Consider the following 25,447-nt stretch of genomic DNA (forward strand, 5'->3'; position numbering starts at 1 on the left):
AGCGCGGCGTCCTTCGCCTCCCGGCGGCTCTGGTTCAGTCGTGAGGGAAGCAGACTCTGGAGTAGAGGCGAAGGGGACGGCCGGGTGGAAGAGGCGGTTCCAGCGGCTCGTCCACTGGGACGCCGGTCCAGTCGATGTCCTCGCGGAGGCGGGCGTTCAGGTCGTACCTGGTAATGGGGCGGCCGGGGTGGTGGATGTGCAAGGCCAGCTCTGCCCCCTCATCGTCCAGGTCTTCACCGATCAGGTAGTTGGATCGGGAGCCGCTGTCGGGGCGGGGGCCGAGGACGGCGGCCAGGTGCGTGCGAACATCGGCGACAGAGGTGAACAGGACGAGGGCGTCCTCCCATTCGTTGTTGTTGATCCAGTAGGCGCAGCGCAGCAGCGCGAAGGCGTGGCGGGGGTGGCTCGTCTCGCTCTGAGGCCTTTTGGCGGGCCGAGCATGCAGGTAGGAGAGGGCGGAACGGGCGCAATGGTCGTCGGGCGCGCGGCGTAGGGCTTCCTGGTAGGCGGCGATCGCGCCGTCCTGGTCGCCCGTCCAGGTGAGGGCATGGCCCAGGTAGAGCGGTATGAGGGCGTCGTGGGGGTCTGCGACAAGGGCCGCCTCCGCGGTAAGGACGGCTTCCTCGGCGAGCGGACGGCTCACGCCCTTGCTGTCATACTTTCCCAGCCCGTTGAGCAGCGTTCCGTCGCTATCGTCGAAATCGCAGCACACGTCGGACAGCACCACGTGCCGAAGGGCGAAGGTCGAGGCCATCGCACGCAGGATCGCGAGGGTGGCGGCGGTCTCGGTGTCTTCGTGCGGTTCCTGCTCGGCCTGGTCGCAGTGGTGGCGAGCCTGGGCGATCAGGTCAGGGACCGCCCCTTCGCCGCTGAACTGCCGAAGCAGGAACTCGCATTCGGCGAGCGACCGGCCGGCCTGCTGCAGGTGGATGCGCGGACTTTGTGCGGGCATGGGCCGTAAGTCTGCCATCGAGTGGTCGCAAAGGTGTCCAGAAAGGCGTCTCGGTGTCGGTGACTGCTTACGTCAGCAGCAGGTGCTGGTGTTCCTGCAACCACTCCCGCACGGTAAGTGGTTTACGCCCGAGCATGCGTTCGACGAAATCGTTTCTGGCCCAGACGACTTCGTTCTCCTTCTCGTATTCGAAGAACTCCCAGAGGGCCGAGCGGAGCGGGCCGATCTGGGCATACGCCTGGAAGAAGCCCTCCCTGCTCCCGTCGTGAGTGATCTTCTCATCGAAGACCTCGCTCATGAGCTCGGCGACCTCACTGAAGCGCATGAGGTCTTGGCCGTTGTTCAACGTGTGGAACTGGCCGATATGCCGATGATTGTCCGAGAGGAACAAGCGTCCCGCGACTTCGGATATGTCCCTCGGGTCGATGAAGGGAATGAGGCGGTTGTGCCAGATGAGCTTCCGCTCGCGGCGCAGGCCTTCCTTCATCAGGAAGAAATTGTCCATGAATGTGGCGCCGATGTTGAGATAGGTCACCGGCAGGTCGCTCTCGTCGAGGATCTGTTTCGCGATGGGATGCTGAGTGGGGAGCAGGAAACCCACGTCGCGGATGGACTGCGGGATGCGCCGCTGGTTGGCCTCCGGCTGCAGGCCGACGAGGCGCAGGACATGGAGGGCGGTGTCCGCCTCCTTGAGGGCGGCCACCAGGTTCGTCATGGCGGGACGCTCGTCCGTTCCGTTGGTGGTGATGACGAAGACCCCCTCCATTCCCCGCACGGCGGACTCGAGGGAGGGCAGATCGAAGTAGTCCGCGTGGACCGCTTCGGCGTAGGGGAAATCGCGGCGGAGGTCCTCGACGCCTTCCGGCTTGCTGCTGGCCAGGCGCAGCTGGATCTGTGGCGCCTCACGGTGGAGAAAGCCTGCCAGCGGCCCGCCGATGTGACCGGTGGCGCCGAAAATGAGAATGCTACGCGGAATGGGTTTGCCATTGATGTCACCAGGCATCGGACGTCCTCTCAGAGATGGTCGCGGTTTCTTTCTTCCGGCGTCGGCCGCGGTGCTTGACGACGAAGACGATGGCTGCCACGGGCGGGACCACGAAGATGTACAGGAACTTCTCCCGGGCTGACGTCCATCACAAGGAGGGTTCTGAGCCGCGGCGATCGTGGTAGGCGTGGGCGGGGTCTCCTGTGTGCGCGGTGTCCGGCCGGTCGGTGGGCCTGGGGCGGATCAGGCCGGTCTCGTAGGCGATGATCACCAGTTGGGCGCGGTCGTGCGCCTTCAGCTTGGTCATGGCCCGGTTGACGTGCGTCTTGGCGGTCATCCGGCTGATGCCCAGCAGGTCGGCGATCTCGTCGTTGGTACGCCCGCAGGCCACCAGGATCATCACCTCCCTTTCGCGTTCGGTGAGCACGGCCAGGTCCGCGGGCATGTCTTCGACCGAGGCGCCGTGGCCGGCCAGGAAGCGGGTGATCAGTCCTCTGGTCGCCGACGGTGACAGCAGCGCCTCGCCCCTGGCCACCACCCTGATCGCCTCCTGCAGTTCCCCGGCCTCCACGCTCTTGCCGAGGAACCCGCTGGCGCCCGCCCGCAGCGCGGCGAAGACGTACTCGTCGATCTCGAACGTGGTCAGGACCAGCACCCGGACGCCGGCCATGGCCTCGTCGGAGGTGATCTCACGTGTCGCGGCGAGTCCGTCCATGCCGGGCATGCGGATGTCCATCAGCACCACGTCGGCCATGGTCTCCCGCGCCAGCCGTACGGCATCGTGACCGTCGGCGGCCTCGCCGACCACCTCCAGGTCAGGCGCGGCGTCAAGCAGCACCCGGAAACCGGCGCGGACCAGCGCCTGGTCGTCGGCCAGCACGACTTTGATCGTCACGGGCTGTTCTTTCTGGTAATGGGGAGTACGGCATCGTTGATCAGCGCGATGTCGACGTTCTTGGCCTGCATGCCTTTGCCGCCGATCGGCGCCCCGCCCATGACCTTGCCCATGGCCTTGCGGATGATCGGTGAGCTCATCAGGCGCATCATCCCGGCGCGCAGGAGCTGCTCCTTGCGGTTGTGCGGGGTGAAGATGAGCCGTTCGGTCAGGGCGGCGGCCTGTTGGCCTTCGATGAAGGGACGCATCTGCTCCTCCCAGGCACGCAGGGCGCCGGGCACGTCGTACCGCTGCAGCATGGTGCCCAGCAGCTCGGCACCGGCGATGCCGGTGGAGGCGCCCATGCCGGAATACAGGGTCAGACACCAGGCGGCATCGCCGATCAGGACCACCCGCCCCTGGTGCCAGGACGGCATCTTGACCTGCTGGACCGAGTCGAACAGCGCGTCAGTGGCCTGCTCGTAGCGGGTGAACAGGTTCTCCAGGATGGCGCCCGCGGGCCGAGGGCCGAAGGCGGCGCGGATGGAGTCGACCGGCGGGCGGGCGAATTCGGCGTCGACGTCGTTGGTGCGGTAGGAGAACAGCAGGCTGGGGGCGTGGTCGGTGAAGGGGAAGGCCCACGCGGAACGGCCGGGTTCGGCCAGGGTCAGCCCCTCGGCGGGGCCGAAGCCGTCGATGGGCCGGTCCAGGACGGTGGCCCCGATCATGTACTTCAGCGGGTGCAGGTACGGCCCTGGGCCGAAGGCCAGCCCGCGCACGGTGGAGCGCATGCCGTCGGCACCGACGACCAGGTCGAAGCGCTCGGTGACCTTGTCGTTCAGGGTCACCTCCACGCCGGAATCGTTCTGCGTGATGCGGGTGGGGACGGTGGAGTAGCGGATCTCCACGTCGTCCGGCAGCGCCGAGAACAGTCCCTGCTCCACGTCGCCGCGCAGCAGCGCGCGGGGGCCGACGGGGCCACCGATGCCTGCCGGGCTGATGCCGGGACGCCGGCGTCCCGCCCGGCTCACGTTGTAGGTGACGGCTTCGGGGCCGCCGCGATCGCCGATGGCGTCCAGGACGCCCAGCCGCCGGGCGGAGGCGACGCCGGTGCCGAACAGCATGATGAAGTACCCGCCGGTGCGGCGGGCGGGAGCCCGTTCCACCAGCACCGGCTCCCACCCGATCTGGCGGAGCCGCAGCGCGGTGGCGATGCCCGCGATCCCGAGGCCCACCACCAGCGCCCGGCCCCCCGTGGGCGTGCTTGTCATGACAGTTCTTCCTTCCGGTGCGCTGGTACGGATCGGGCGTGATGCGGCTAGAGCGGCATGGGGAACTGGCCGAACAGCAGTGCGCCGAGCCGCTGGGCGTTGGCGTTGTACTGGGCCACGTAGTGCGTCCGGTACATGGACACGTCCCGCAGGTAGCGCTGCATGCGCTGCCCGCGTGCCGCGGCGGAGGTGCCCGAGGAGCGCCAGAGGATGTCGATCGCCTCGCCGGCCAGCTCGCCGGCCTGGAGGAGTGTGGAGCCGAGCGCCAGCTCCGTCTCGATGGAGAACGGCCGGACGCCGTCGACCACGTCCTGGCAGAAGCACTTGTAGGTGTCGAGGGTGTGCATGACGATCGCCTCGGCGCTGTCGGTCTTGATGCGTGCCGCGCCGAAGTCGCGCTGGTAGAACGGGTCCTGCACGCGCGGGCCGCCGCCCAGGACGGCGGCGTTCTTGGTCCGGGCGAGATGTTCGAACTCGTCCAGGGCGGCACGGGCGGCGCCGACCACGGGCAGAATCACCTCAAGGAGGGGAAACACCCCAGGGCTGCCGAGGTACATCGGGTTGCCGTGCAGCCGCACGCCCGGCGAGGCGCCGAAGTCCATCCCCAAGATGATCCCGTAGTGTTCGGGCACGACGACGTTGTCGACCACGATGCTGTTGGAGCCGCTGGCGCGCATGCCCAGCACCGCGTCGCCGCCCCAGTCGTCCTGGATCGTGAACTGCCCGCCCGGAATGAGGACCTGCAGCAGGCCCAGTGGTCCCATCGGAGGGGCCGCGTCGGGCGCGTCCCCATCCTCGACGACCTGCACGGCCACCGTGGCATGGGTGGCGTAGGGAACACCTGACTGGTAGCGGGACTTGGCGTTGACCAGCCAGCCGCCGTCCACGCGCCGCGCGGTCCCGGCGGGGTTGAGGCTGTGTGAGGCCCGGTAGTAGCCGTGCTCGTTGTCGAAGACCTCGTCCTGCGTCTGGGCGGGCCAGCTGGTCGCCGTGGTCAGCGTATGGCCGTGCCCCAGGCACAGGCACCAGGCGGTACCCGGGTCCCCGCGGCCGATCTCGATGATCACCTTGGCGAAGGTCCGCAGGTCCACCTCGTGCCCGCCGTACCGGCGCGGAGTCAGCATGTGGTAGAAGCCCGCGTCCAGGAACGCCTGGTGCACCTCGGGCGGGTAGTGGCCGAGCCGCTCGGCCTCCTCCGCGCGGTCGCGGACCAGCTCGCGCAGGCCCTCCGCGTTCTTGATCAGGTTCTCCGGGGTCACGGGACGCCCTCCATCGAAACGAAACTGAGTTGTTTCGATGTAGGCTATGCGCGACCTCAGCGAAATGCAACCGTTTCGCTATTGACGAGCTCCTGGAGCTGCCATGTCTCACCCATCCATCACGACCAGACCCCGCCACTTCGCCTTGGTCTTCGTGTCGCTCATGGTGGCGATGCTGCTCGGCGCCCTGGATCAGACCATCTTCTCCACGGCGCTGCCGACCATCGTCGGCGAGCTGCACGGCCTGGAGCACATGGCCTGGGTCACCACCGCCTACATCCTGGCGGCCACCATCGGCATGCCCGTGTACGGCAAGCTCGGTGACGCGCTGGGCCGCAAGACCGTCTTCATCACCGCCATCGGCCTGTTCCTGGCCGGCTCGGTGGTCTGCGGCCTGGCGGGCGACATGACCACCCTGATCGCCGGTCGCGCCGTACAGGGACTCGGCGGCGGCGGGCTGATGATCATCTCGCAGTCGATCGTCGCCGACCTGGTGCCGCCACGGGAACGCGCCAAGTACATGGCTCCGATGGGCGCCGTCTTCGGCCTCTCCTCGGTCGTCGGGCCGCTGCTCGGCGGCTGGCTCACCGACTCGCACTCCTGGCGGTGGGCGTTCTGGATCAACCTGCCGCTCGGGCTGCTGGCCATCGCGGTGGCCGCCGTGGCGCTGCGCCTGCCCCGCCGGGTCGTACGGGTGCGCATCGACTACCTCGGCACCGCGCTGATGGCCGCCGCCGTCACCTGCACCGTGCTGTTCGCCTCGTGGGGCGGCAACCAGTACGCGTGGTCCGACCCGATCATCATCGGGCTGGCCGGCGGAGCTGTCGCGGCGTGGACGGCGTTCGTCCTGGTGGAGCGGCGGGCCGCCGAGCCGATCGTGCCGCTGCACCTGTTCCGCAGCCCGATCTTCAACGTGGCCACCCTGCTCGGCATGATCGTGATCGGGGTGGGGATGTTCGCCATCATCGGCTACATGCCGACCTACCTGCAGATGGTCTACGGCGTCACGGCCACCGAGTCCGGGCTGCTGCTCATCCCCATGGTCGCCGGCATCACGATCACCGCCATGTCGTCAGGAGCGCTGATGAGCAGGACGGGCCGCTACAAGATCTTCCCGATCACCGGCACCGTCATCCTCATCGTGGTCGCCGCGCTGATGTCCCAGCTGACCGTCGAAACCCCGTTGTGGCAGGTGTGCGTCTACATCGGCCTGGCCGGCGCCGCGGTCGGCCTGATGGTGCAGACCCTCGTACTGGCCGTGCAGAACGCCTTCCCCGCCCGCGAAGTCGGCACTGTCACCTCGGCGAACAACTTCTTCCGCGAGATCGGCGCCACCCTGGGCACCGCCGCCGTGGGCGCCCTCTTCGCCGGCCGCCTCACCGACCGGCTGGCCGCGCATGCCGTCAACGGGCTGGGCGACGGCCGCTCCCTCACCCCCGCCCTGGTCCGCGCCCTGCCCGAGAACCTGCGGCAGATCGTCGTGGCCTCCTACATCGACGCGCTCGTGCCGATCTTCCTGTATCTGGTGCCGGTGTTCGCGGCCGGCCTCGTCCTGGCCCTCGCCCTCAAAGAGAAGCCCCTGGCCGACAACGACGAATGGCGCGCCCAAGACGGCAAGGTCTCTGCCGGGTCGGTTTGATCAGCCGGAGGAGGCGGGCCGGCGCAGCGCGGGGATCATGACCGCGTCCAGGAAGTCCAGCGCGTACCCCTGGTCGACCGGGCGCCCCTCCATGACAGGAATGATCACGCTGACGGCGATCAGCAGGTGGGCGCAGTAGGCCTGGGCTGGGCCGTCGGCGGGGATCTCGCCCCGGTCGGCCGCCCGCCGTAGCACCCGGCCCAGGGCCTCCTGCGCCGGTACGGCCAGTTGCTCACGCATCGTCTGCGCCAGCTGAGGATCGCCCAGCGCCGCATGCGACAGCCCGGCCATCAGCTCGTGCTCGGCGGGGGCGTCCGAGGTCACCCGGATGGTGATCTCCCGCAGGTCGCCGCGCAGGCTGCCGGTGTCAACGTCCAGCACGTCAGGAGGCGGCTGGTGATGCTTGAGCGCCGCGAGGACCAGCCCCGGCTTGCCGCCCCACTGCCGGTAGAGCGTGGCCGTGCTGGAGCGGGAACGTGCGGCGACGGCGGGCATGGTGAGAGCCTCGTAGCCGACCTCGCGCAGCAGCTCGACGACCGCGCCGTACAGCTCGGCCTCCCGCTCGGCGCTCAGGCGGGTACGGCGGACGTCGCCGGCTTTCTCCGTGGTGGGCATCGGCTCCATCCGCAGCGTCAGAAACAGAAACGAAGGCGTTTCGATCCTAGGCCGGTTCGCGGTCAAGCTCAAAGCAACGCGACGGCCTTCTATCGAAACGATTGCGTTTCGATGGCAGTCATCCTACTATCGAAACGACATCATTTCGATCCGAGGTGGTCCACGCATGATGGATTCCACGCTGCTCAGGCGGGCATTCGCCAGCTTCCCAAGCGGAGTGACGGCGGTCTGCGCACTCGTCGAGAAGGAACCGCTCGGCATGGTCTGCAGCACCTTCACCTCCGTCTCCCTCGATCCGCCCCTGGTCTCGATCTGCGTACAAGCCTCCTCGATCACCTGGCCGAGACTGCGCCCGCGGCCGCGACTGGGCCTCAGCGTGCTGGCCGAAGACCAGGACCGCGCCTGCCGCCAACTGTCCAGCAAGAGCGGGGACCGCTTCGCCGGCCTCCCCTGGGAGAACGGCGCGCAGGGCGGGGTGTTCCTGCATGGCGCCGTCGCCTGGTTCGCATGCTCGCTCCACGCGGAGGTGCCGGCAGGTGACCACGCCATCGCGCTGCTGGAGATCCACGACCTGCGGACCATGACGAGCGGCGCACCGCTGATCTTCCACGGCAGCCGTTTCCGTCGGCTGGAAGCGACCGGTTGACCTACCGGCGGCCGGTGTTCGTCACCCACGGCCGCCCGGGGCCGGGCAAGGTCGTCAGCCCCCGCGACGTGTGCCCGGGCACCGGCCTGGCTCGTCTCTCCTACGCCGCTACTTCAAGCCGTTCCCCCTGGCGTCAGCGACCGCTGAGCCGCGTTCCTTGATCCTTCTCGGTGGCGACGGCGGAGGCGGACAGCAGCGTCGCGGCGGCGAGGCTGCCCCAGAGGGCGGCCGGGCCGTGGGAGGCGAGAGCGGTGATGACCGCCGGGGAGACGGCGAGGCCGAAGCCCGTGGAGAGCTGGAAGCGGGCGAGGGCGCGTCCCAGGAGATGGGCCGGGGCGAGGGCGGTGACGAGTGCGGTGGCGCTGCCGGCATAGATGATCTCGCCGATGGTGCAGACCACGGACACCGTGGCGACCGCCGGGGCACTCCAGCCGGGTCCCAGTGAGGTGGCCGCGAGGAAGCCGAGGTAGGACGCGGCGAGTACCACGCCGGCGAGAGCCAGCACGGTCCGCCGGGAGAAGCGGGACATCAGGACGGTGACCGGAACCTGCAGGGTGACCACCAGCACAGTGTTGGCCACGAAGATGGCTGCCGACCACACCGGGGATGCGTGCAACTGTGTCACCAGGACCAGGGGGATCGCGATTTCGGGGACGTTGAGGCAGAAGACGTAGACCACGTTGGCGGCCAGCAGCGCGCGCATCCGAGGCGCGGGCCCGCCGGCCCTGTCCGTGGCCGAAGTAGCGGCCGAAGTAGCGGCCGAAGTAGCGGCCGAAGTAGCGGCCGAAGTAGCGGCTGGAGCAGTGGCTGGATGCGCGTGCAGGTGGACCGACCATGCCAAGGCCGCCGCGGCGAGATAGGCGAGCCCGGTGACGGCCGCCAGCGCCTGCAATGCGGTGGTGCCGCCCGCCAGGCATGCGGTGGCGAGGAGGGCGCCGACGCCCAGCCCGGCGTTGCGCAGGGCGCGGCCCGCCGCCAGAGCGGCGTCGCGTTCGCGGCCGTGGGCGACCGTGGCCACGAGGGCGGCGTGGGCGGCCGGCCATGCCTGGTTGCCGATGCCGAGGAAGAGTGCCGCCGTCGCGAACAGCCAGACGTGCCCTGCCGGGGTGGCCAGCAGCAACGCCACGCCCAGCACCCGTACCAGCATCGACGCTGCCACGACCGTGCTGCGTGCGCCCCGGTCCAGCCATCGGCCGACAGCGGGCATGCACGCCAGACCCACGACGATGCCGGCCGTCATGGCGATGCCGGTGGCCGACGCGGACAGCCTCAGCACCGTCACCCCGTAGAGCAGCAGAAAGGGCCGCAGCAAGCCGGTGCCGAGCGCGTCCACGACCAGGGCGACGGCATAGCGGGGGCCTCCGGAGGCACGGACGAGGGCACGCGGCTGGATCTTGGTGGTGGTTGCCATGGCGTCAACGATGCGTTCGGCCGCCGGGCCGACCGCGTCGGTTGACGGACACCGTCAATCGACGCGGTCGTCGGCCATCCGACCAGCGATGATGAGGGGGTGACGTTGAGGATCGACATCGGCGGCCTGCCGTCCGGGCGACTGCGGTTCGCTGCCTCCCCGCTGGCCGAGCTGACCGCGATGCTGCACGTGCTGGCCGAACCCGGGCATCACCCGCAGCTCGCCGGCTGGGCCGGGGACGTCTGGGCCGGGCTGCGGCCGGAGCTGGCCGAGCGGCTCAGGGAGGCGGAGTTCCTCTGGCGTTCCTCACGAGCCGACTTCCTGGTCCCCTCCCGTCCCCGGCCGACCCTCGCCGAGGAGCTGGACGATGTGGACCGGATCGACGATGAAACCTATGTGTCCGCCGCGCTCATCACCACGTGCGGCAGCAACCGGGTCCACTTCGCCGCGCCATCGCCGCTCGCCGACGCGACGGCGCGCGAGCGGGCCCTGGACCTGGCCCAGGCCCGCGGCGCGCTCCAAGAGTCCTTCGCGGAACGGCTGCTCGCGGACCCGGCCGCCGTACGGGCGCGGGTGCGTCACACCCTCGAACAGTGCGCCGAAGCCTTCTTCGACGCCGCCTGGACGGACGTCGCCGTGCAACTCGCCACCGACCTGCGCCTGAAGAACGACCTGCTGAAGCGCCAGGGCATCGGGGCGGCACTCGCGTCGGTCTCCAGCGCCGTGACCCTGGCGCCGGACGGCAACCGCATCATCGTGGACAAACTGCAGGACAATGCGACCACCGCCCACGGCACCGGGGTCACCTTCCTGCCCAGCGTCTTCGGTCGCCCGCACCTGGTGGTGGTCCACGCGCCCGGGTGGCAGCCGGTGGTGCAGTACCCCGTGGCCGAGGCGAGTCCATCGGAGCCGGTATCGCTGGAAACGGTCACGCTACGGCTGGAGGCACTCGCGCATCCGGTACGGCTGCGGCTGCTGCGCACCCTGGCCCGCGGCTCGCACACCACCGGTGAGCTGGCCCACGCCTGGGAACTTTCGCCCCCGGAGGTCTCCCGCCACCTCGCTGTCCTGCGCCGCGCGGGCCTGCTCACGACCCGGCGGCAGGGGCGTTACGTCCGTTACACCCTCAATCTGCCGGATCTGACGGCGCTGGGGGCCGACCTGCTGGCGGCCGTACTGCGCTGAGTAGCTCCCGTCTGCCAGAACGCGGGCATCCGCCGCCTTCGCCGCATCGATCGCGTCTTTGTCGCGAAGCGGACGCAGATCGCCGGGCAAGTCGGGAAGCTGGAAGGAGTAGCGGCCGAGTCACGACGCGTCAGACGCCCGGCCGGCCCAAGGGCCTGCGCCACACATCAACTCCGGCAGGGAGAGGCACCGAACACATGAAGGACACCGAGATCCCACGGGCGGTGGCCGCGGCCGTCGACACGGCCGCCGACTACGGTCTGGGCGCCGACGACGCCGCTGTGCTGCACAACTCGAACCGGATCGCCGTCCGGCTGCGGCCCAGCGGCGTGCTCGCCCGGGTCGCGCCCCTGGCGCACCGCCTCGACTTCGAGGTTGAGATCGCCCGGCACCTCGCCGGGACCGGCAGCCCGGTGGCGGGTCTCGATCCGAGGGCCGAGCCCCGCGTCCATGTCCGCGACGGCTTCGCCGTCACCCTCTGGACCTACTACGAACCCACCGCCGCACCCGAGAACCACCCGCCCGCCCCCTACGCCGACGCCCTGGCCCGGCTGCACGCCGGCCTGCGCCGCATCAACCTCGCCGCGCCGCACTTCACCGACCGCGTCGCCGACGCCCTCCGGGTGGTCGAGGACCCCGCCGTCAGCCCGGACCTCGGCGCCGCGGAACGCGCCCTGCTGACTGACACCCTCCACGGAATCAGCCGCGCGATCCTTGACCGCGGCACGCGGCAACAGCTCCTGCACGGCGAACCGCACCCCGGCAACCTGCTCGCCACCGCGGACGGACCGCTCTTCATCGACCTGGAGACCGCCTGCCGCGGACCCGTCGAGTTCGACCTCGCGCATGCTCCGGAGGACGTCGCCGCGCACTACCCGGGCGCCGACCCCTGGCTGCTCGCCGACTGCCGGATCCTCAGCCTCGCCCTCGTGGTCTCCTGGCGTTGGGACCGCGACGACCAACTCCCCGACGGGCGCGGAAGGGGCCGGGAGTGGCTCGCCCAGATGCAGGCCGCCCTCGACCGCCGGGAGCGCGCCGCCAGTGGCGGCCGCTGAGCGACGCCCAGGGCGCCGGCAGCGTCACCGGGCCGGCCGGTACGAACTCGCGCCTGGCCGCGATGTCGTACAGCAGCGTCATGTTCGCTGCGGTCGGGCCGGCGTCAGGTGGTGCGCCTCCGTCGCCGGCCAAGAAAGCCGGCATTCGCCCACTACATTCACCTCAGGGCGGCTCCGCCGTCGTTGACGGGCGGCGCAGGAGGGGCCTGGCTCATCGCGCGACTGCTGTCTCGCGAGGAGTGCGGCAAGGCGCTGGGACGCTGACCGGGGAGATCCCGCTGATCTGGCGGGCCCACTTGAGGGGAAGATCAGCAGAACGGCGACGTTGACGTGCCGTGCCATGTCCAGCCGCGCCTGCGGCCGGCCGAAGCGTTTGACGACTCGCGCGGAGTGCTTGGACAGCGCGATCAGGTCGGCGGCAGCGCGTGGAGTGTGGCCTGCGCGGCCTGGTAGGCGCCTCCATCGCCCGCCCGTCCGCACCTCTCAGATGACGAACGGACGGTCCCGGATGTTCCAGCCGGACGGTCACCGGGGCACGGGGCGTCTCAGCCCGTCGTCAGCACCAGCACCGCCTTCTTCTTGGACACCGACAGGGCGTAGATGAGAATGCCGTTCATCGTGCTCGATCCACCTTCGTCGAAGTACCCCGAGCCTCGCACGCCCGGCCCGCTGTCCTTCACGTAGACGCGGCCGGCCTTGAAGGAGAGGGTCAGCCTGGTGATGCCGAAGCTGGGGTCGACCGGGAACGAGACCTTCTTGGTGATGGTGATCTTGCAGTTGCCGTCGTAGCAGGCACGCAGGTTGGGCTTGGCGGCGGCGAAGGCGGCGGGAGCGACGGCGGGGACGAGAGCGAGGGACGCGGCCACCGCCAGGGCGGCGGTCCTGATCGTGGCGGACATGATCCTCCTTGAGTTCCGCTTGCGGATGGGACGAAACGTCCTGAGCGCGCCCAGTATGCGCCCATTCCTCGGGGACCGGTCCCGGAGCGGTGGTCGATGATGAAGCGGGCCTCGCCGGGCTCGACGCCGCAGCGCTCAAGCGCCCGCGCCCGCGCGCCGGTGATGTCGGCGAGCTTGATCAGGTCGCGCTCGGCCGGTGCCGGGTTGGGGGCGTGTGCCCCGGGCCGCGACCTCACCTGGGCAGGCGGGCCTCGATCGCGTCGGCGGCGCGGAGTGCGCCGCCCGCCGCGCGCACGTCGTCCTGCATGGCGCGTAGCCGCTGCCGGGTGGCGGGCTCGTCGAGCAGGTCGCGTACGGCTTCGCGCAGGCGTTCGGCGGTGGCGTCGGCGGGAGCGAGGGTCGAGCCGAGGCCGAGGGCGGCGACGCGTTCGGCGGTGGTCTGCTGTTCGGGGGTGTGGGGGATGGCCACCATCGGCACGGCCGCTGCCAGGGCCTCCATCGTGGAGTTCATGCCGGTGTGGGTGACGAAGGCGTCGGCGTGGGCGAGTACGGCGGGCTGTGGGAGGTGCTGGTGGGCCTCGATGTTCGCGGGCAGTGGCCCGAGATCGGCGGGGCTGATGCCGCGGCCCACGGACATCACGACGTGGTAGGGCTCGTCGGCGAACGCCTGGACGCAGGTGTGGAAGAAGTCCGGGCGGCTGATGATCGTGCCCAGCGAGACCAGGACCAGCGGACGTCCCGGGGGCGTCCAGTCCTGCGCGGCGGGCAGCCGGGTGGGGCCGACGAACGCGTAGCGGTCATCGAAGGTCTCGTTGTGCACGTGGAAGGACTTGGGCTGGTAGACGAGGTTGAACTCGGCGGGCTTGTAGAAATCATGCAGCTGGAGCGGGGGGACGCCGTGCCGGCCGAGAATGGCGGCGAACAGGGTGTCGAACTCGGCCTTGACGGGGCTGGCGGCGAACATGCCGACGATGAACTTCCCGAAGTCGTAGCCCTCGCTGGCGGCGTGGGCGGACCAGGACTGGATCCTGGGGAGACGCCACTTGGCGGCGAGCATCGGGCCGGCCCAGGCGAGCCAGTCGTTGACGATCAGATCCGGCCGGTCGTCGGCGTATCCGGTCTCGATCTGCGGCAGAACGTACTCCAGTTGCCGCAGCACGGCGAGGGTGGCGCGTGCGGCGGCGTCCATGCCGTCGATCACGATGGACTCGGCGGGGCGGGGCTCATAGGAGATGATCTCGGCTCCGGTCGGGCCGATGCGTTCGGCCATCGACTCATCGGCGGGAAAGGTGACGCGGTGACCGCGCTCGACCAGTTCCCGGGCGATCGGCAGGAGGGGGTTGAGGTGACCGGACTCGGCGAGGCTCATGAAGGCGAGGTGGGCCATGACGGATCTCCTTGATGTGGAGGGGCAGTGTCGGGGGGTGGGGGTCAGGCGGCGTCGAGGGCGCTCGAGCTGTCGGCGAGGCGGCGGGGGCGGTTCCTGCCGGGCAGGCCCAGGCAGAGCACGGCACAGATGAGGAAGGCGCCGATCGCCCAGGGGGCCGCGTGGACGATGGCACCGGTCAGGCCCCGGCTCGTGTGGGTGAAGAAGAGGTTGCCGATGATGGCGACGCCCAGGGCGCCGCCGAACTGCTGGGCGGTGGAGAAGATGCCGGAGGCGCCGCCCGCGAGGCGCTCGGGCACCGCGGTGAGGACGATGTCGACCAGCGGTACGACCACGAAGCCGAGGCCGATGCCGGCGACGAGCAGGCCTGGCACCAGCGGCCAGGCCCCGGTGTGCCGGGGGGCCGCGTCGTTCAGGGCGTACTGGACCCACAGCAGCCCGCCGGCCATCAGCAGGTTCCCGATGACCAGGATGTTTCGGCCGATCTTGGCGACCAAGGTGACGACGACGGGGGCGGAGATGAAGGCGCCGGCGCTCATGGCGATCATCAGCACTCCGGCCTGGCTGGGTGTGTAGCCCTGACCGGCCTGCAGCCAGATGGTGAAGACCAGGAAGAAGCCGGACATACCCGCACCGAGCAGCAGCTGGACCAGCAGACCCGCGCCGAAAGCCGGCCGCTGGAAGAGCGCGGCGGGCAGCAGCGGGTGCTCGATCCGGCGCCAGGACTCGTAGCCCACCAGGGCGGCAAGGGCCAGGACACCGCCGGGCAGGCAGATCCAGCCCCACAGCGGCCAGTCGTTCGAGCGGCCCTCCACCAGTGGCAGCACGATCGCCACCAGGCACAGCGCGAGGATCAGGTTTCCGGCCACATCGATGCGTCCGCCGGTGCGTTCCCGTGAGGTGGGGATCCACTTCGCGCCCAGCAGTAAAACCCCGGCGGCGATGGGAAGGTTCACGGCGAAGACGGTGCGCCAGCCCCAGCCGAACAGGTCCCAGTCGGTCAGTACCCCGCCGAGCAGCACGCCCGCGGCGTTCGCGACGCCCGCCGTGACCCCGAACAGGGCGAAGACCTTGGCGCGCGCCGCGCCGTCGAACATGGTGCGCAGCGAACCGAGCACCTGCGGCAGCAGGGCCGCGGCGGCCACTCCCTGCACCGCACGGGCGGCGATCAGCTGGCCCGGGTCGGCGGCGATGGCGCTGCCCGCGGACGCCAGGGCGAAGCAGGCCACGCCGGTCAGGAACAGCCTCTTGCGGCCGAACCGGTCGCCAAGATGCCCCGCGATGATCAGCGTCGCGGCGAACCCGAGCATGTAGGCGGATACCGTCCACTCCAGCTCGGCCGGTGCGGCGTGCAGGCTACGGCCGATGGACGGCAGGGCGGTGTTCACTATCGAGGCGTCGATCAGATCCAGCAGCGCCGCGATCATCATGACGAACGCGGCGGCCCACCGCTTCGGATACGCCACCGGCGCTATGGCCGCGGACCCGGCCCCTCCGTCACTCGCACGGGACATGACCACTCCCTCATGGAGGGCACACCGTCGGATCGGCGGCCCCGGGAGCAGTATCAATCTCTCGCATAAAATAGTCAAATTCTTGTTTGATTAACTCGTACGAACGCATGACAGAATCACCCGCAGGACCAGGAACCGGCCGGGCGGCAGCGCGACGCCGAGCGCACCAAGGCGCGCATCCTCGATGCCGCCGCGGTGATCGCGCAGCATGCGCATGACGGGTGCCGGCACTTCTTGGTGCCTTGGGCGATGACGAGGCGGGCGGCGATCTCGCGAAGACTGAGGTCCTGCTCGCGCAGGTGCAGGGCCATGGACAACATGGCAGGGACGATGACCATGTGGTCTAGCTGTACTGACCACAGAGGTTGAGTACGGGGCGACATGGCTTCGATGATCTTGTAATTGGGTCAGAGCCATCCGCGCGACTCGGCCGTCCTGGCGGCCTCGGCGCGGTTGCGAGCGCCGGTCTTCCGGATGGCCGAGGACAGGTAGTTGCGCACGGTGCCCTCGGTCAGGAACAGCCGCCGCGCGATCCCGGCCACCGTCGCCTCACCGGCGGCCACGCGCAGCACCTCCGCCTCCCGCTGGGTGAGCGGGCTGGGGCCGGTCGTCAGGGCGGTCAGAGCCAGCTTGGGATCGATGACGCGCTCACCGGCCATCACCTTGCGCACGGCGGCGGCCAGTTCGGAGGCGGGGGCGTCCTTGACCACGTACCCTGCCACGCCCGCCGCCATCGCCCTGCTCAGGTAGCCGGGCCGCCCGAACGTGGTCACGATGATCACCCGCCGCCCCGGCAGCCGCTCGGCCACCTCCAAGCCCGACATCCCGGGCATCTCGATGTCGAGCAGGATCACGTCGGGGCAGTGCGCCTCGACCGCGGCCACCACCTCATCCCCCCGGCCTGCCTCGGCCACCACCTCGATGCCGTCCTCCAGCCCGAGCAGCGCGGCCAGCCCGCCCCTGACGAGATCCTGATCGTCGGCGATCAGCACCCGGATCACGGCACCTCCAGCGGAATCCGCGCGCAGAGCCGGTAGCCGCCGTCTGGCAGCGTCCCCACTTCCAGCCGCCCGCCAGCGTCCCCGACCCGCTCGGCCAGCCCGGCGAGCCCGTTCCCCGGAGCGCGAGCGTCCCCGTCGTCCGTGGGTCCGGCCGACCGGCCGTCATCGCGGACCTCCAGGCTGGCCGCCGTCTCACTCACCCCCAGCTCGATCCAGCACCGCCGAGCCCGGCTGTGGCGCAGGACGTTCGTGGCGGCCTCGCGTACCGCCCAGGCCAGCAGCACCTCAGCGGCGGCCGGGATGGGCCCGTCAGCGGGCGAGACCCGCACCTCCACCCCGGCCACCTCGAGATTCTGGGTGGCCGTCTCCAACTCCACCGACAACGACGGCGTACGATAGCCCGCGATGGCGTGCCGCACCTCGTCCAGCGCCCGCCGCGCGGTCCCCTCCACCTCGCCCATCTCCCGCGCCGCCCGCGCGGGGTCAGCGGTCGCCAGCCGGGCGGCGAGCTGGCTCCTGATGGTGATCGAGGTCAGCGTGTGCCCGAGCGTGTCGTGCAGGTCCCTGGCGAAGCGCAGCCGCTCGTTCTCCACGGCCAGCCGCTCCACCTCGGCGTACGCCGCCTGGAGCCGGACCAGCAGCAACCCCATGTGCTTCATGCCGTAGCAGGTCGCCGCCTGCGCCGCTACGACGAGCGGCACCCACCACACCTGCCCGAGCGGAACCTCGGCGGCCACCAGGACCAGCACCTCCACCACGGCGGTCGCACCCGCCGCCGCCGCGAACGCCCGATCGCCCAGCGAGGCCGCGAACGCGCTGATCGTGAACACGAACGACGCGTACGCCCACGGCGCCCCGAACAACGGCAGCAGCGCCAGCCCCGACCCGGTCATGCCCGCCAGCGCCCACGGCCGCAGCCTCGGCGCCCGCCCGCCCAGCATCCGCCACATGATCGCCAGCCAGCAGGCCGCGAACACCGCCACCAGCGCCAGCGCCGCCTCCACGGCCACGAGCCCAGGCCCGGAGGCCAGGAACACCCACAGCGGCCAGAGCGCCAGCAGCAACCAGGCGCAGCAGATCGCACGCGCCAGCGTTGCGCCCCGCCGGACGGCGGGCTCCCGCGCCAGCGACATCACAGGGACCGTCACAATGATCGACGGTAGCGCCACAACCCCAGGGCAACGAAGCCCAGCGTCCACGCCGCCAGCACACCCAGCCCAGACCAGGTCGGCGGCAGGCCGTCCAGCGCCCGCCACCCCAGCGACCCCGCCTGGTAGCCCGGGCTGTACTCGGCCAGCACCCGCATCCCTTCCGGCATCATCTCAACCGGCACCCACAGCCCGCCCAGCACCGACAGCCCGAAGTAGACGGCGGTCATGGCCAAGGTCGCCGCCTGCCCCTGCAACGTGTACCCGAAGGCGATGCCCAGCGCCGCGAACGGCAGCACGCCCACCCAGATCAGCGCCACCAGCGCGGGCCAGGTGCCAAGCGACAGCCGCACGTCCGACAGGAACGCCCCGGCGGCCAGCACGGCCACGATGCTCGGCAGTACCCCGGCCGCCCCGCTGAGCAGCTTGGCCGTCACGTAGCCGTGCGCAGGCAGCGGCGTCACCGCGAGCTGCCGCAGCCAGCCCTTGCCGCGCTCCAGCGCGATGGTGTTTCCGATGAACAGCGCGCCGGCCATCGCACCGTACGTGGCCATCGACACCATCGTGTACGCGGCGAGGTCGCCCTGCCGCCCCTGCGGCGCCAGGTTCAGCACCTTGGTCCACAGCAGGTACAGCGCCACCGGGAACGCCATCAGCATGACCAGATTGACCGGACTGCGAAAGCCGCGCCGCAGCTCCAGCCGCACGTAGGCACCCATCAGTCCCGTCCTCCTTCGGTCAGGCTCAGGAACGCGCTCTCCAGGTCCGTGCTCTCCACCCGCACTTGGCGGACCTGCTCGTATGTGGCGAACAGGGCCCGCAGTGTGGCGTCGGAGTCGTTCGTGCGCAGGGTGACCGCGTGGCCCTCGATCACGGTGTGCAGCACGCCGGGCAGCGCTGCGAGCAGGGCCGGGTTCGCGCCGTCCAGTGCGCAACGCACCTCCAGACCGCCGACCAGCGACTTGACCGCGGCGACTGGGCCGTCGGCGACGACCTTGCCCTGCGCGAGCAGCACGATCCGGTCGGCGTGATCGTCGGCCTCGGTCAGGTAGTGCGTGGCGAACACGGCGGTACGGCCCGCGGCGGTTCTGGACCGTACCTCCTGCCACAGCGAGCGGCGGCTTTCCACGTCCAGGCCGACCGTCGGCTCGTCCAGCACCAGCAGTTCGGGATCGCCGACCACGCACAACGCGAACCTGACGCGCTGCCGCTGCCCGCCGGACAACCGGCCGACGCGCTGCCCGGCGAACTCCTCGACTCCCGCCGCCCGCATCGCCCGCTCAGGCGCCATCGCCCGCGGATACATTCCCGCCACCGCCCTCACCAGCTCCGCCACCCGCACGTCCTCCAGCAGCCCCGACTCCTGCGGCAGCACCCCGACCCGGCCTGTGCGCAGCGCCTCCAGCGGCGCGCGGCCGAGCACCCGGACCGAGCCCGCGCCGGGGGCCAGTAGCCCGAGCGCGATGGACAGCAGCGTGCTCTTGCCCGCCCCGTTGGGGCCGAGCACCGCCACCGTCTCTCCCTCACCCACGTCCAGATCCACGCCGCCGAGCGCGGCAATCCGGCCGTAGTTCTTGCTCACGGCCTCCATCTCCAGTGCGTTTCCCATGCGACCAGCCTGGTCGCCGGGGTGGTGACGGAGATAGTGCCGTACGTCAGCCAGGCCCGTATGACGGATGTCATGCGCTTGGAGCAGGCGGCGTACCGCGCCGGCGGCATCGCGCGGTACGCCGCGGGCGCACTAGCGTGCCAAGCATGCGGACGATCGGCCTGGGTACTTCGGTGCCTGGAAGCCGCCGATCTTCTGCTCGAGCAGTTCGGCCAGCCGCAGCGGGGTGCGGTCCTCGAACATCGGACCGATGAGCTGCACCCCTACCGGCAGGCCCTCGGGGGACCGGCCCGCTGGTATGGCGGTGGCGGGCAGGCCGGGCATGGTGGCCAGACCGGCCCAGACGAGCTGGTCGAAGTACGGGTACTCGACGCCGTCGATGTCGAGCCGGCGTTCCAGCGGATTGGGGCTGTGGTCGTGGCCGAACGCGGGAGTGGGCGTGATCGGACAGACCACGGCGTCGAACTCGGCGAACAGCTGCCGCCAGCCGTGGCGGTGGAGTTCGCGACGGTTGTTCGCCTCCATCCAGTCGCGGTGGCTGAACACCATGGCGCGCAGCCGCACGGCGTCAAGGCTCTGGTCGTCCGCGCTCAGTCCGGCGGCGCGGGTCCGCAGCTGCTCGTACGATTCGATGGGAAAACGCGCAACGGAGCCAGAAATCAGCAACTGCATGTAGAGCGTTGCGGCTTCGGGCAGATCGGGCAGCAGCGGACTGTGCCGTTCGACGCGGGCTCCGCCGTCGACAAGCGCGTCGGCCACCCGGTTCACGCCCGCCCGCACGGCGGACCCGGTCGGAATGAGCGGATGCTCCTCGAGCACCAAGACCCGGAAGTCGCGGAGCCGCTCGTGGCGCGCGGGCGGCAGCCTCACGTCGTACGCCACACCGTGCGTCAGCGGGTCCGGTCCGGCCATGACGTCGAGCAGGAGCGTGAGGTCGCGGGCGGTGCGCGCCATCGGACCGACGACGGCCAGATCGAGGTCGACGGGCAACGGCGGTGCCGGTGGCGCGACCATGCCGCGGGTCGCCGCCAGCCCGAGTGTCGGCTTGTGCGCGTAGACGCCGCAGAAATGCGCGGGGGTGCGCAACGAGCCGGCGAGGTCGGAGCCGATGGACAGCGCGCCGAACCCGGACGCCAGAGCCGCCGCTGATCCGCCCGAGGACCCACCCGACGTGCGAGCGTGATCCCACGGGTTGTTGGTGGTGCCGTAGATCTCGTTGAAGCTCTGGATATCTTGCAGCCCCACCGGCACATTGGTCTTACCGAGCACCACCGCGCCCGCGGCCTTCAGCCGCGACACCTGGACCGCGTCCTCGGCCGGCATGAAGTCCGCCTGCGGCGCCATGCCCCAGGTCGTGGGCAGCCCGGCGATGTTGTAGGACTCCTTGACCGTCACCGGAATGCCCAGCAGCGGGCGGTCCTCACCGCGGGCGCGCGCCTGGTCGGCATCGCGCGCGGCGGCCCGCGCACGGTCGAAGTCCGGCACGCAGATCGCGTTGATCACCTTGTCCTCCCGCTCGATACGGGCGATCGCCGCGTCGGTCAGTTCCACTGAGCTCACTTCACCGGCACGCAAGGCAGCCGCGAGTTCTTCGGCCGACTGAAAATTCCATTCCATAAATTCGACTCTAACGGCCTGCGGCGGACGCTCTCCCCCCCACAAGTCGCCCGCATCGGCCGGAAAAGTCTAAACGACTCCTTTGGTGGGCTTAAGTCACGCACTCATTCTGCCGCCTGAGATGCCCTACCCCAGGTCAGCATGGTCGGCGGCGAGTCGACTCCACTGGTAAGGGCATGAAATTCCGCTTCGCGCAACGAGATAGATGTCTCAATGCTCATCTTGTTTCTCTCCGGCACTGACTATTCGCTCGACCGCTGGCCATAGTGCGCGGGAATTGTCCAGTAAACGGGGTAACCCATTTTAAATTTGTTCTATCGTCCCGACGCCTCAGCCGGTTGCACACAGTGCGTGGTCCACCAGGGTGGCCATCGCCCGGTCGGCGCGCTGCTCGGCCTTGAAGTCGGCGAGCGAGCGGGAGGTGGCCGAGACCACGACGCCACGGCGGCCATCCGGTGAGACGCCCAGCCTGGTGCGGTAACCGTCGCCGTCGCCACCGTGGCTCCAGTAGCCGCCACCGCAGCTCAGTGGGCGGTAGAGGAGCCCGAGGCCGTAACGGGCGCCCGGCACCCCCATCGCCTGCAGTTCTTTGGCCGGGACGGTCTTCTTCATCTCCGCCAGTTGCGCGGGGGCCAGCAGCCTGCCGTCCATCAGCGCGCGGAAGAACGCGTTCAGGTCGCCGGTGGTGCTGATCATCGCGCCGGCCGCGTCGCCCAACGTCTGGTTCTTGACCGTGACGTCCACCCATGGCCCGCCCCGCTGGAACCGCATGTACGCCCTGGCATGCGGCCTGGGCATGTGCGGATCGGCGCCGGGCGCGCTGGTGTGACGCAGGCCCAGCGGCTTGAGGATACGGTCGTGGACCTCCCGCTGCCAGGTGTGCCCGGTGACCTTCCGTATGATCATTCCGGCGAGAACGTAGTTGGTGTTGGAATAACGCCAGTTCGTCCCCGGTGCGAAGTCGGGCCGGTGCCGTACGGCCCGCGCAACGAGCTGCTCGGCGCGGTAGGACCGCAACCGCTCCTCCCGCCACGCCCGCGCTGAGCCGGGAGGCTTCGGCAGGTAGTTGTGCAGGCCGCTGGTGTGCTGCAGGAGCTGACGTACGGTGATCTCGCGGCCGTCGTTGCCGCTGCTCCGGACCACGCCGGGCAGCCATTTCTCCACGGTGTCATCGAGCGACAGCCTGCCCTCGCCGACCAGCCGCAGCACCACGGTGGACACGAACGTCTTGGTGACACTGCCGATCCTGAAGCGGGCGTCGGCAGGAACGGGGGCGCGGGACGTCAGCTCTCTCACCCCGGCCCGTGCCCGCAGGCGGCCCGACGGGGTCACCACCTCACCGAGCGTCCCCACCACGCCGGTGGCGCTCACGGCGTTCAGGTCCCGCCGCAACTGCGCCTGGTCATAGCCCTGGGCGCGCGCGGCGGAAGGGAACGTGGTCATCCCTGCCGCGAGCGCGGCGGCCACGATCGCCACCCGTCGTCTGGTCGTGCAAACGGTCATGGATTCTCCTCTTCTCAGGGTCACGGTGACAGCGCAGGTCGCGGCGAACGCCAGACGCGGTGGTCGTGCGAGCATGAGATGCCTCCTCGCCGGGTCGGTGTCGAGAAGCACTCAACCGCGCCCCTGGTTACCGGGACGGAACAGCCGCTGTTACCCCGCGGCGCGGCTGTTCGCCGACGCCGGGGCGGGGCGCACCGGCATGGACGCTGCCACCGGTGGCTGACGCCGGCCCGTGAAGACACGGTCGTGATGTGGGCGCCGCTCGCCGGATGCACCCTTCCGGGCGGAACGCCATCCGGGCGCGCCTGAGCCTGCCGTGGACAAGCTCGCGCTGAAGGTCTCCGCCGACGACGGCGCGACGTGGCGACGTGGCGCGCGCTATCCGTCGTACGCACCGGCGAGGGATGGATCGCGGTGGTGACCAACCCGCGCGGGCCACGCCTCGCTCCGCGCGACAGCCGCCGACGGCTCGGGGCGGGCGTCGTCCAGACGATCATGCGCGCCTCGGCAGTCGGCTCCTAAGGCCGTATTCGGCCGTCCTGGCCAGGTGGGCGAACGAGGCGAAGTCGATCTGACTGCCGGACAGAGCGGGGGCCGGTCCAGATCGTGGTGTTTTTCGCCAAGCGGACCTGCGTGCGCGTCATAGCCCCCGCCCGTGCGGAACCTCCCACGTGGCCGGCAGGCCCTCGGTCGTCTCCCGGAAGGCGGGGCGCTGGTACAGGTCGCGGGCGTACGGCCAAAGGTGTTCGAAGTCGGACAGCTCCCGCTCGCTGATGAGATGGCCGCGGTTGTCCCCGGAGTCGAACCTGGCCAGCGTCACCCACAGCCGCACGTCCGCCTCGGTGATCGTGTCGCCGGTCAGGAACCGCCGCTCGGCCAGGCGTTCGTCCAGCCGCTCCAGCGCGGAGACGACCCGGTGGCGCTCCTGCTCGCGCTCGTCCTCGGTAGCGGCGCGGGCCACGCGGGAGACGCCGGTGTTGACGTCGGAGTAGATCCACCCGTTCAGCTTGTCGATCTCCGGGCGCAGCTCGTCGGGGTAGAGGTCGACGGAGGTGCCGGCCCACTGTTCGAACTGGGTGGCCAGGTCGATCGTGATGTCGGGGAAGTTGTTGCTGACGATCGTGCCGGTCCGCCGGTCCCAGAGGACGGGGACCGAGATGTGGCCGCCGTACCCCTTCTCGGTCGCCTCGTACGCCTGCTCCAGCAGGGTGAAGCCGTTGACCGGGTCGGCGCCGCGGCGCTGCCTGAACGCCCATCCGCGGCCGTCGCGCTCGTCGTCCACATAGGACAGCGAGACCACGTCCTGCAGGCCCTTGAGGTTGCGGACGATCGCGGCGCGGTGGGCGTACGGGCAGACCCAGGCGAGGTAGAGGTGGTAGCGGCCGGGTTCGGCGCGAAATCCGCTGGAACCGTCGGCGGTGATGCGGCCCTGGAAGGGGTAGACCGGGCGGTTCCAGTCCGGCGACAGGTGCAGCCGGCCCGGGCCGTAGAGGCCGTAGGTGGCATGGTCGACAGGGGTCGCGTGGAGCGCCGTCTGCGTGGAGATGGACACGGGTCCTCCGGGGTTCAGGAGTCGGGGTGGGCCAGGAAGCGGCCGAAGCGGCCCTGGTGGTAGAGCAGCGGGCGGCCGGGCCGCCGCACGTCCGCCTCGGCGACCAGGCCGACCACCAGGATGTGGTCGCCGACCACGGCCCGCTCGTAGGGCAGGCAGACCAGGTGCGCCGAGACGTCCTGCAGCAACGGAGCGCCCAGCGGTCCGGGGCGCCAGCGGGTGGGCGCGGCGAACCGGTCGATGCTCTTGCGGGCGAAGCGGGCCGCAAGCTCGGCCTGGTCGCTGGTCAGGATGTTGACCGCGAAGTGGTCGGCGCCGCCCAGCTGGGGCCAGGTGGTCGAGGAGCGGTCCACGTAGAAGGAGACCAAGGGCGGCTCGAGGCTGACCGAGGAGAAGGACGTGGCGGTGAGACCCACGGGGATGCCGTCGCTCTGCGCGGTGATGACCACCACTCCGCTGGCGTGCACGGCGAGCGCCTGCTTGAACTGCTCGGCCGCGATGGCCCGATCGGGCAGCGTGTCAGTCATACGGGTGCCCCGGGCTGGTGCGGGCCTACGGTGGGGTGGCCGGATGTGGGTGATGGCATGATCACGAGAAGTTCCTCACGGAGAAGGCGTGCTCACGCGGGCTGCCGGGGCGCGGCGGGAAAGGCGGCCACGCCGGGAGCACGAGAGGGGGATTCGGCGGCTACGGGTCCGTGATCAACGACACTGTGCGCTGGCGACGTGGCAGAAATCCACGTGAGAGCGCCTGGTCAGCAGAAAGCCCTGGCTCATACCAACGAAACTAAGCCGCGATCTCCCTATAAGTCAATATTTCCTACTGGTTTATAGGGTAATTCATTCGGGGAAGCCGGGGCCGGGATGGGCGCGGACCTCGCGGACGTCGATGGGCTGGTCACACTCGCTGCAGACGACGACCGCGTGCATGTCATGACCGCAGGCGGTGTGGTGGAGGATCAGCGGCGTGCCCTCGGGGCCGGTGAGCCACCGTTCACCCCAGGCGGCCATGGCGGCGAGGATCGGGTAGACCTCCCTGCCCTTGTCGGTGAGCCGATACTCGTAGCGGGGCGGGTTGGGCTGGTACTCGACCTTGCGGAGCAGGTCTTCCTCGACGAGGCGGCCGAGGCGTTGGCTGAGAATGTTGCGGCCGGTGCCGAGAGCGGCCTGAAAGTCGTCGAAACGCCGGGTGCCGAGGCAGGCCTGCCGCAGGAGCAGCAGGTTCCAGTGGTCGCCGAGCACGCTGACGCTCCGGGCGATCGTGCAAGGCCAGTCCGCAGTGTCGGTACGCCGCATGCGGATCAGCCTAGCCTGGAGGGTTGCATG

The 25,447-nt window shown here is 70.1% G+C and carries 25 protein-coding genes; 5 read left to right on the top strand and 20 right to left on the bottom strand.

Annotation, left to right across the window (positions count from 1 at the left end; translation table 11 throughout):
- Nucleotides 1–34: 34 nt before the first annotated feature.
- From KME78_RS20295 to KME78_RS20315, 5 genes are all read right to left on the bottom strand, one after another.
- Nucleotides 35–952 carry a hypothetical protein gene (locus KME78_RS20295; protein WP_219530657.1) on the bottom strand — a complete coding sequence of 306 codons (918 nt, stop codon included), beginning with the start codon at nucleotides 950–952 and terminating at the stop codon, nucleotides 35–37.
- 67 nt (nucleotides 953–1,019) lie between these two features.
- Nucleotides 1,020–1,955: an NmrA family NAD(P)-binding protein gene (locus KME78_RS20300; RefSeq protein WP_219530658.1), complete on the bottom strand. Its 936-nt coding sequence runs from the start codon at nucleotides 1,953–1,955 to the stop codon at nucleotides 1,020–1,022.
- 130 nt (nucleotides 1,956–2,085) lie between these two features.
- Entirely contained in the window at nucleotides 2,086–2,832 is a 747-nt protein-coding gene (locus tag KME78_RS20305) for a response regulator transcription factor (RefSeq protein ID WP_219530659.1), read from the bottom strand.
- Complete coding sequence (locus KME78_RS20310) at nucleotides 2,829–4,082, bottom strand: FAD-dependent monooxygenase (protein WP_219530660.1); 1,254 nt, start codon at nucleotides 4,080–4,082, stop codon at nucleotides 2,829–2,831. The genes KME78_RS20305 and KME78_RS20310 overlap by 4 nt, the downstream gene beginning before the upstream one ends.
- A 47-nt stretch (nucleotides 4,083–4,129) precedes the next feature.
- The gene (locus tag KME78_RS20315) at nucleotides 4,130–5,341 is read right to left on the bottom strand and encodes an acyl-CoA dehydrogenase family protein (RefSeq protein ID WP_219530661.1); all 1,212 of its coding nucleotides are present in this window, start codon (nucleotides 5,339–5,341) and stop codon (nucleotides 4,130–4,132) included.
- Between the two features lie 103 nt (nucleotides 5,342–5,444).
- Here KME78_RS20315 and KME78_RS20320 point away from each other — a divergent pair, with 103 nt between their 5' ends.
- On the top strand, nucleotides 5,445–6,980 hold the full coding sequence (locus KME78_RS20320) for an MDR family MFS transporter (protein ID WP_219530662.1): 1,536 nt from the start codon (nucleotides 5,445–5,447) through the stop codon (nucleotides 6,978–6,980).
- Here the strand turns inward: KME78_RS20320 and KME78_RS20325 are convergent, their stop codons facing one another.
- Entirely contained in the window at nucleotides 6,981–7,595 is a 615-nt protein-coding gene (locus KME78_RS20325) for a TetR/AcrR family transcriptional regulator (protein ID WP_219530663.1), read from the bottom strand.
- Nucleotides 7,596–7,761: 166 nt separating this feature from the next.
- Here KME78_RS20325 and KME78_RS20330 point away from each other — a divergent pair, with 166 nt between their 5' ends.
- The gene (locus tag KME78_RS20330; protein ID WP_219530664.1) at nucleotides 7,762–8,241 is read left to right on the top strand and encodes a flavin reductase family protein; all 480 of its coding nucleotides are present in this window, start codon (nucleotides 7,762–7,764) and stop codon (nucleotides 8,239–8,241) included.
- A 133-nt stretch (nucleotides 8,242–8,374) separates the two neighbouring features.
- On the opposite strand, the gene KME78_RS20335 is transcribed toward KME78_RS20330, so the two are convergent.
- Nucleotides 8,375–9,652 carry an MFS transporter gene (locus KME78_RS20335; protein ID WP_246651466.1) on the bottom strand — a complete coding sequence of 426 codons (1,278 nt, stop codon included), beginning with the start codon at nucleotides 9,650–9,652 and terminating at the stop codon, nucleotides 8,375–8,377.
- 99 nt (nucleotides 9,653–9,751) lie between these two features.
- On the opposite strand from KME78_RS20335, the gene KME78_RS20340 reads away from it, so the two are divergent.
- Together KME78_RS20340 and KME78_RS20345 are read left to right on the top strand one after the other, a co-directional pair.
- Nucleotides 9,752–10,837: a DUF5937 family protein gene (locus tag KME78_RS20340; protein ID WP_308127045.1), complete on the top strand. Its 1,086-nt coding sequence runs from the start codon at nucleotides 9,752–9,754 to the stop codon at nucleotides 10,835–10,837.
- 197 nt (nucleotides 10,838–11,034) lie between these two features.
- Nucleotides 11,035–11,892, top strand: coding sequence for a phosphotransferase (locus tag KME78_RS20345; RefSeq protein WP_219530665.1), 858 nt, complete (start codon nucleotides 11,035–11,037; stop codon nucleotides 11,890–11,892).
- A 545-nt stretch (nucleotides 11,893–12,437) separates the two neighbouring features.
- Here KME78_RS20345 and KME78_RS20350 read toward each other — a convergent pair.
- From KME78_RS20350 to KME78_RS20395, 10 genes are all read right to left on the bottom strand, one after another.
- The gene (locus KME78_RS20350) at nucleotides 12,438–12,791 is read right to left on the bottom strand and encodes a hypothetical protein (RefSeq protein ID WP_219530666.1); all 354 of its coding nucleotides are present in this window, start codon (nucleotides 12,789–12,791) and stop codon (nucleotides 12,438–12,440) included.
- Between the two features lie 232 nt (nucleotides 12,792–13,023).
- On the bottom strand, nucleotides 13,024–14,178 hold the full coding sequence (locus tag KME78_RS20355; RefSeq protein ID WP_219530667.1) for a macrolide family glycosyltransferase: 1,155 nt from the start codon (nucleotides 14,176–14,178) through the stop codon (nucleotides 13,024–13,026).
- A 44-nt stretch (nucleotides 14,179–14,222) separates the two neighbouring features.
- A complete protein-coding gene (locus KME78_RS20360) occupies nucleotides 14,223–15,692 on the bottom strand; it encodes an MFS transporter (RefSeq protein WP_219530668.1) in 1,470 nt (489 codons plus the stop codon).
- A 116-nt stretch (nucleotides 15,693–15,808) separates the two neighbouring features.
- A complete protein-coding gene (locus KME78_RS20365) occupies nucleotides 15,809–16,012 on the bottom strand; it encodes a hypothetical protein (RefSeq protein WP_219530669.1) in 204 nt (67 codons plus the stop codon).
- 87 nt (nucleotides 16,013–16,099) lie between these two features.
- Entirely contained in the window at nucleotides 16,100–16,693 is a 594-nt protein-coding gene (locus tag KME78_RS20370; protein WP_219530670.1) for a response regulator transcription factor, read from the bottom strand.
- Nucleotides 16,690–17,841 carry a sensor histidine kinase gene (locus KME78_RS67200; RefSeq protein ID WP_219530671.1) on the bottom strand — a complete coding sequence of 384 codons (1,152 nt, stop codon included), beginning with the start codon at nucleotides 17,839–17,841 and terminating at the stop codon, nucleotides 16,690–16,692. Before KME78_RS67200 ends, KME78_RS20370 begins: the two co-directional genes overlap by 4 nt.
- A complete protein-coding gene (locus KME78_RS20380) occupies nucleotides 17,838–18,560 on the bottom strand; it encodes an ABC transporter permease (RefSeq protein WP_219530672.1) in 723 nt (240 codons plus the stop codon). The genes KME78_RS67200 and KME78_RS20380 overlap by 4 nt, the downstream gene beginning before the upstream one ends.
- Nucleotides 18,560–19,450, bottom strand: coding sequence for an ABC transporter ATP-binding protein (locus tag KME78_RS20385; protein WP_219530673.1), 891 nt, complete (start codon nucleotides 19,448–19,450; stop codon nucleotides 18,560–18,562). Before KME78_RS20385 ends, KME78_RS20380 begins: the two co-directional genes overlap by 1 nt.
- Before the next feature lie 132 nt (nucleotides 19,451–19,582).
- On the bottom strand, nucleotides 19,583–21,067 hold the full coding sequence (locus KME78_RS20390; RefSeq protein WP_219530674.1) for an amidase: 1,485 nt from the start codon (nucleotides 21,065–21,067) through the stop codon (nucleotides 19,583–19,585).
- Between the two features lie 330 nt (nucleotides 21,068–21,397).
- On the bottom strand, nucleotides 21,398–22,570 hold the full coding sequence (locus KME78_RS20395) for a serine hydrolase domain-containing protein (protein ID WP_219530675.1): 1,173 nt from the start codon (nucleotides 22,568–22,570) through the stop codon (nucleotides 21,398–21,400).
- A gap of 360 nt (nucleotides 22,571–22,930) precedes the next feature.
- Between KME78_RS20395 and KME78_RS20400 the strand changes: the two genes are divergently transcribed.
- The gene (locus tag KME78_RS20400; RefSeq protein ID WP_219530676.1) at nucleotides 22,931–23,092 is read left to right on the top strand and encodes a hypothetical protein; all 162 of its coding nucleotides are present in this window, start codon (nucleotides 22,931–22,933) and stop codon (nucleotides 23,090–23,092) included.
- A 118-nt stretch (nucleotides 23,093–23,210) separates the two neighbouring features.
- On the opposite strand, the gene KME78_RS20405 is transcribed toward KME78_RS20400, so the two are convergent.
- From KME78_RS20405 to KME78_RS20415, 3 genes are all read right to left on the bottom strand, one after another.
- A complete protein-coding gene (locus tag KME78_RS20405; RefSeq protein ID WP_308127046.1) occupies nucleotides 23,211–24,122 on the bottom strand; it encodes a glutathione S-transferase C-terminal domain-containing protein in 912 nt (303 codons plus the stop codon).
- Between the two features lie 14 nt (nucleotides 24,123–24,136).
- Nucleotides 24,137–24,649 carry a flavin reductase family protein gene (locus KME78_RS20410; RefSeq protein WP_219530677.1) on the bottom strand — a complete coding sequence of 171 codons (513 nt, stop codon included), beginning with the start codon at nucleotides 24,647–24,649 and terminating at the stop codon, nucleotides 24,137–24,139.
- 312 nt (nucleotides 24,650–24,961) lie between these two features.
- The gene (locus KME78_RS20415) at nucleotides 24,962–25,417 is read right to left on the bottom strand and encodes a winged helix-turn-helix transcriptional regulator (protein ID WP_219530678.1); all 456 of its coding nucleotides are present in this window, start codon (nucleotides 25,415–25,417) and stop codon (nucleotides 24,962–24,964) included.
- Between the last annotated feature and the right edge of the window lie 30 nt (nucleotides 25,418–25,447).

The sequence above is a fragment of the Nonomuraea guangzhouensis genome (assembly GCF_019396345.1).
Classification (GTDB): domain Bacteria; phylum Actinomycetota; class Actinomycetes; order Streptosporangiales; family Streptosporangiaceae; genus Nonomuraea; species Nonomuraea guangzhouensis.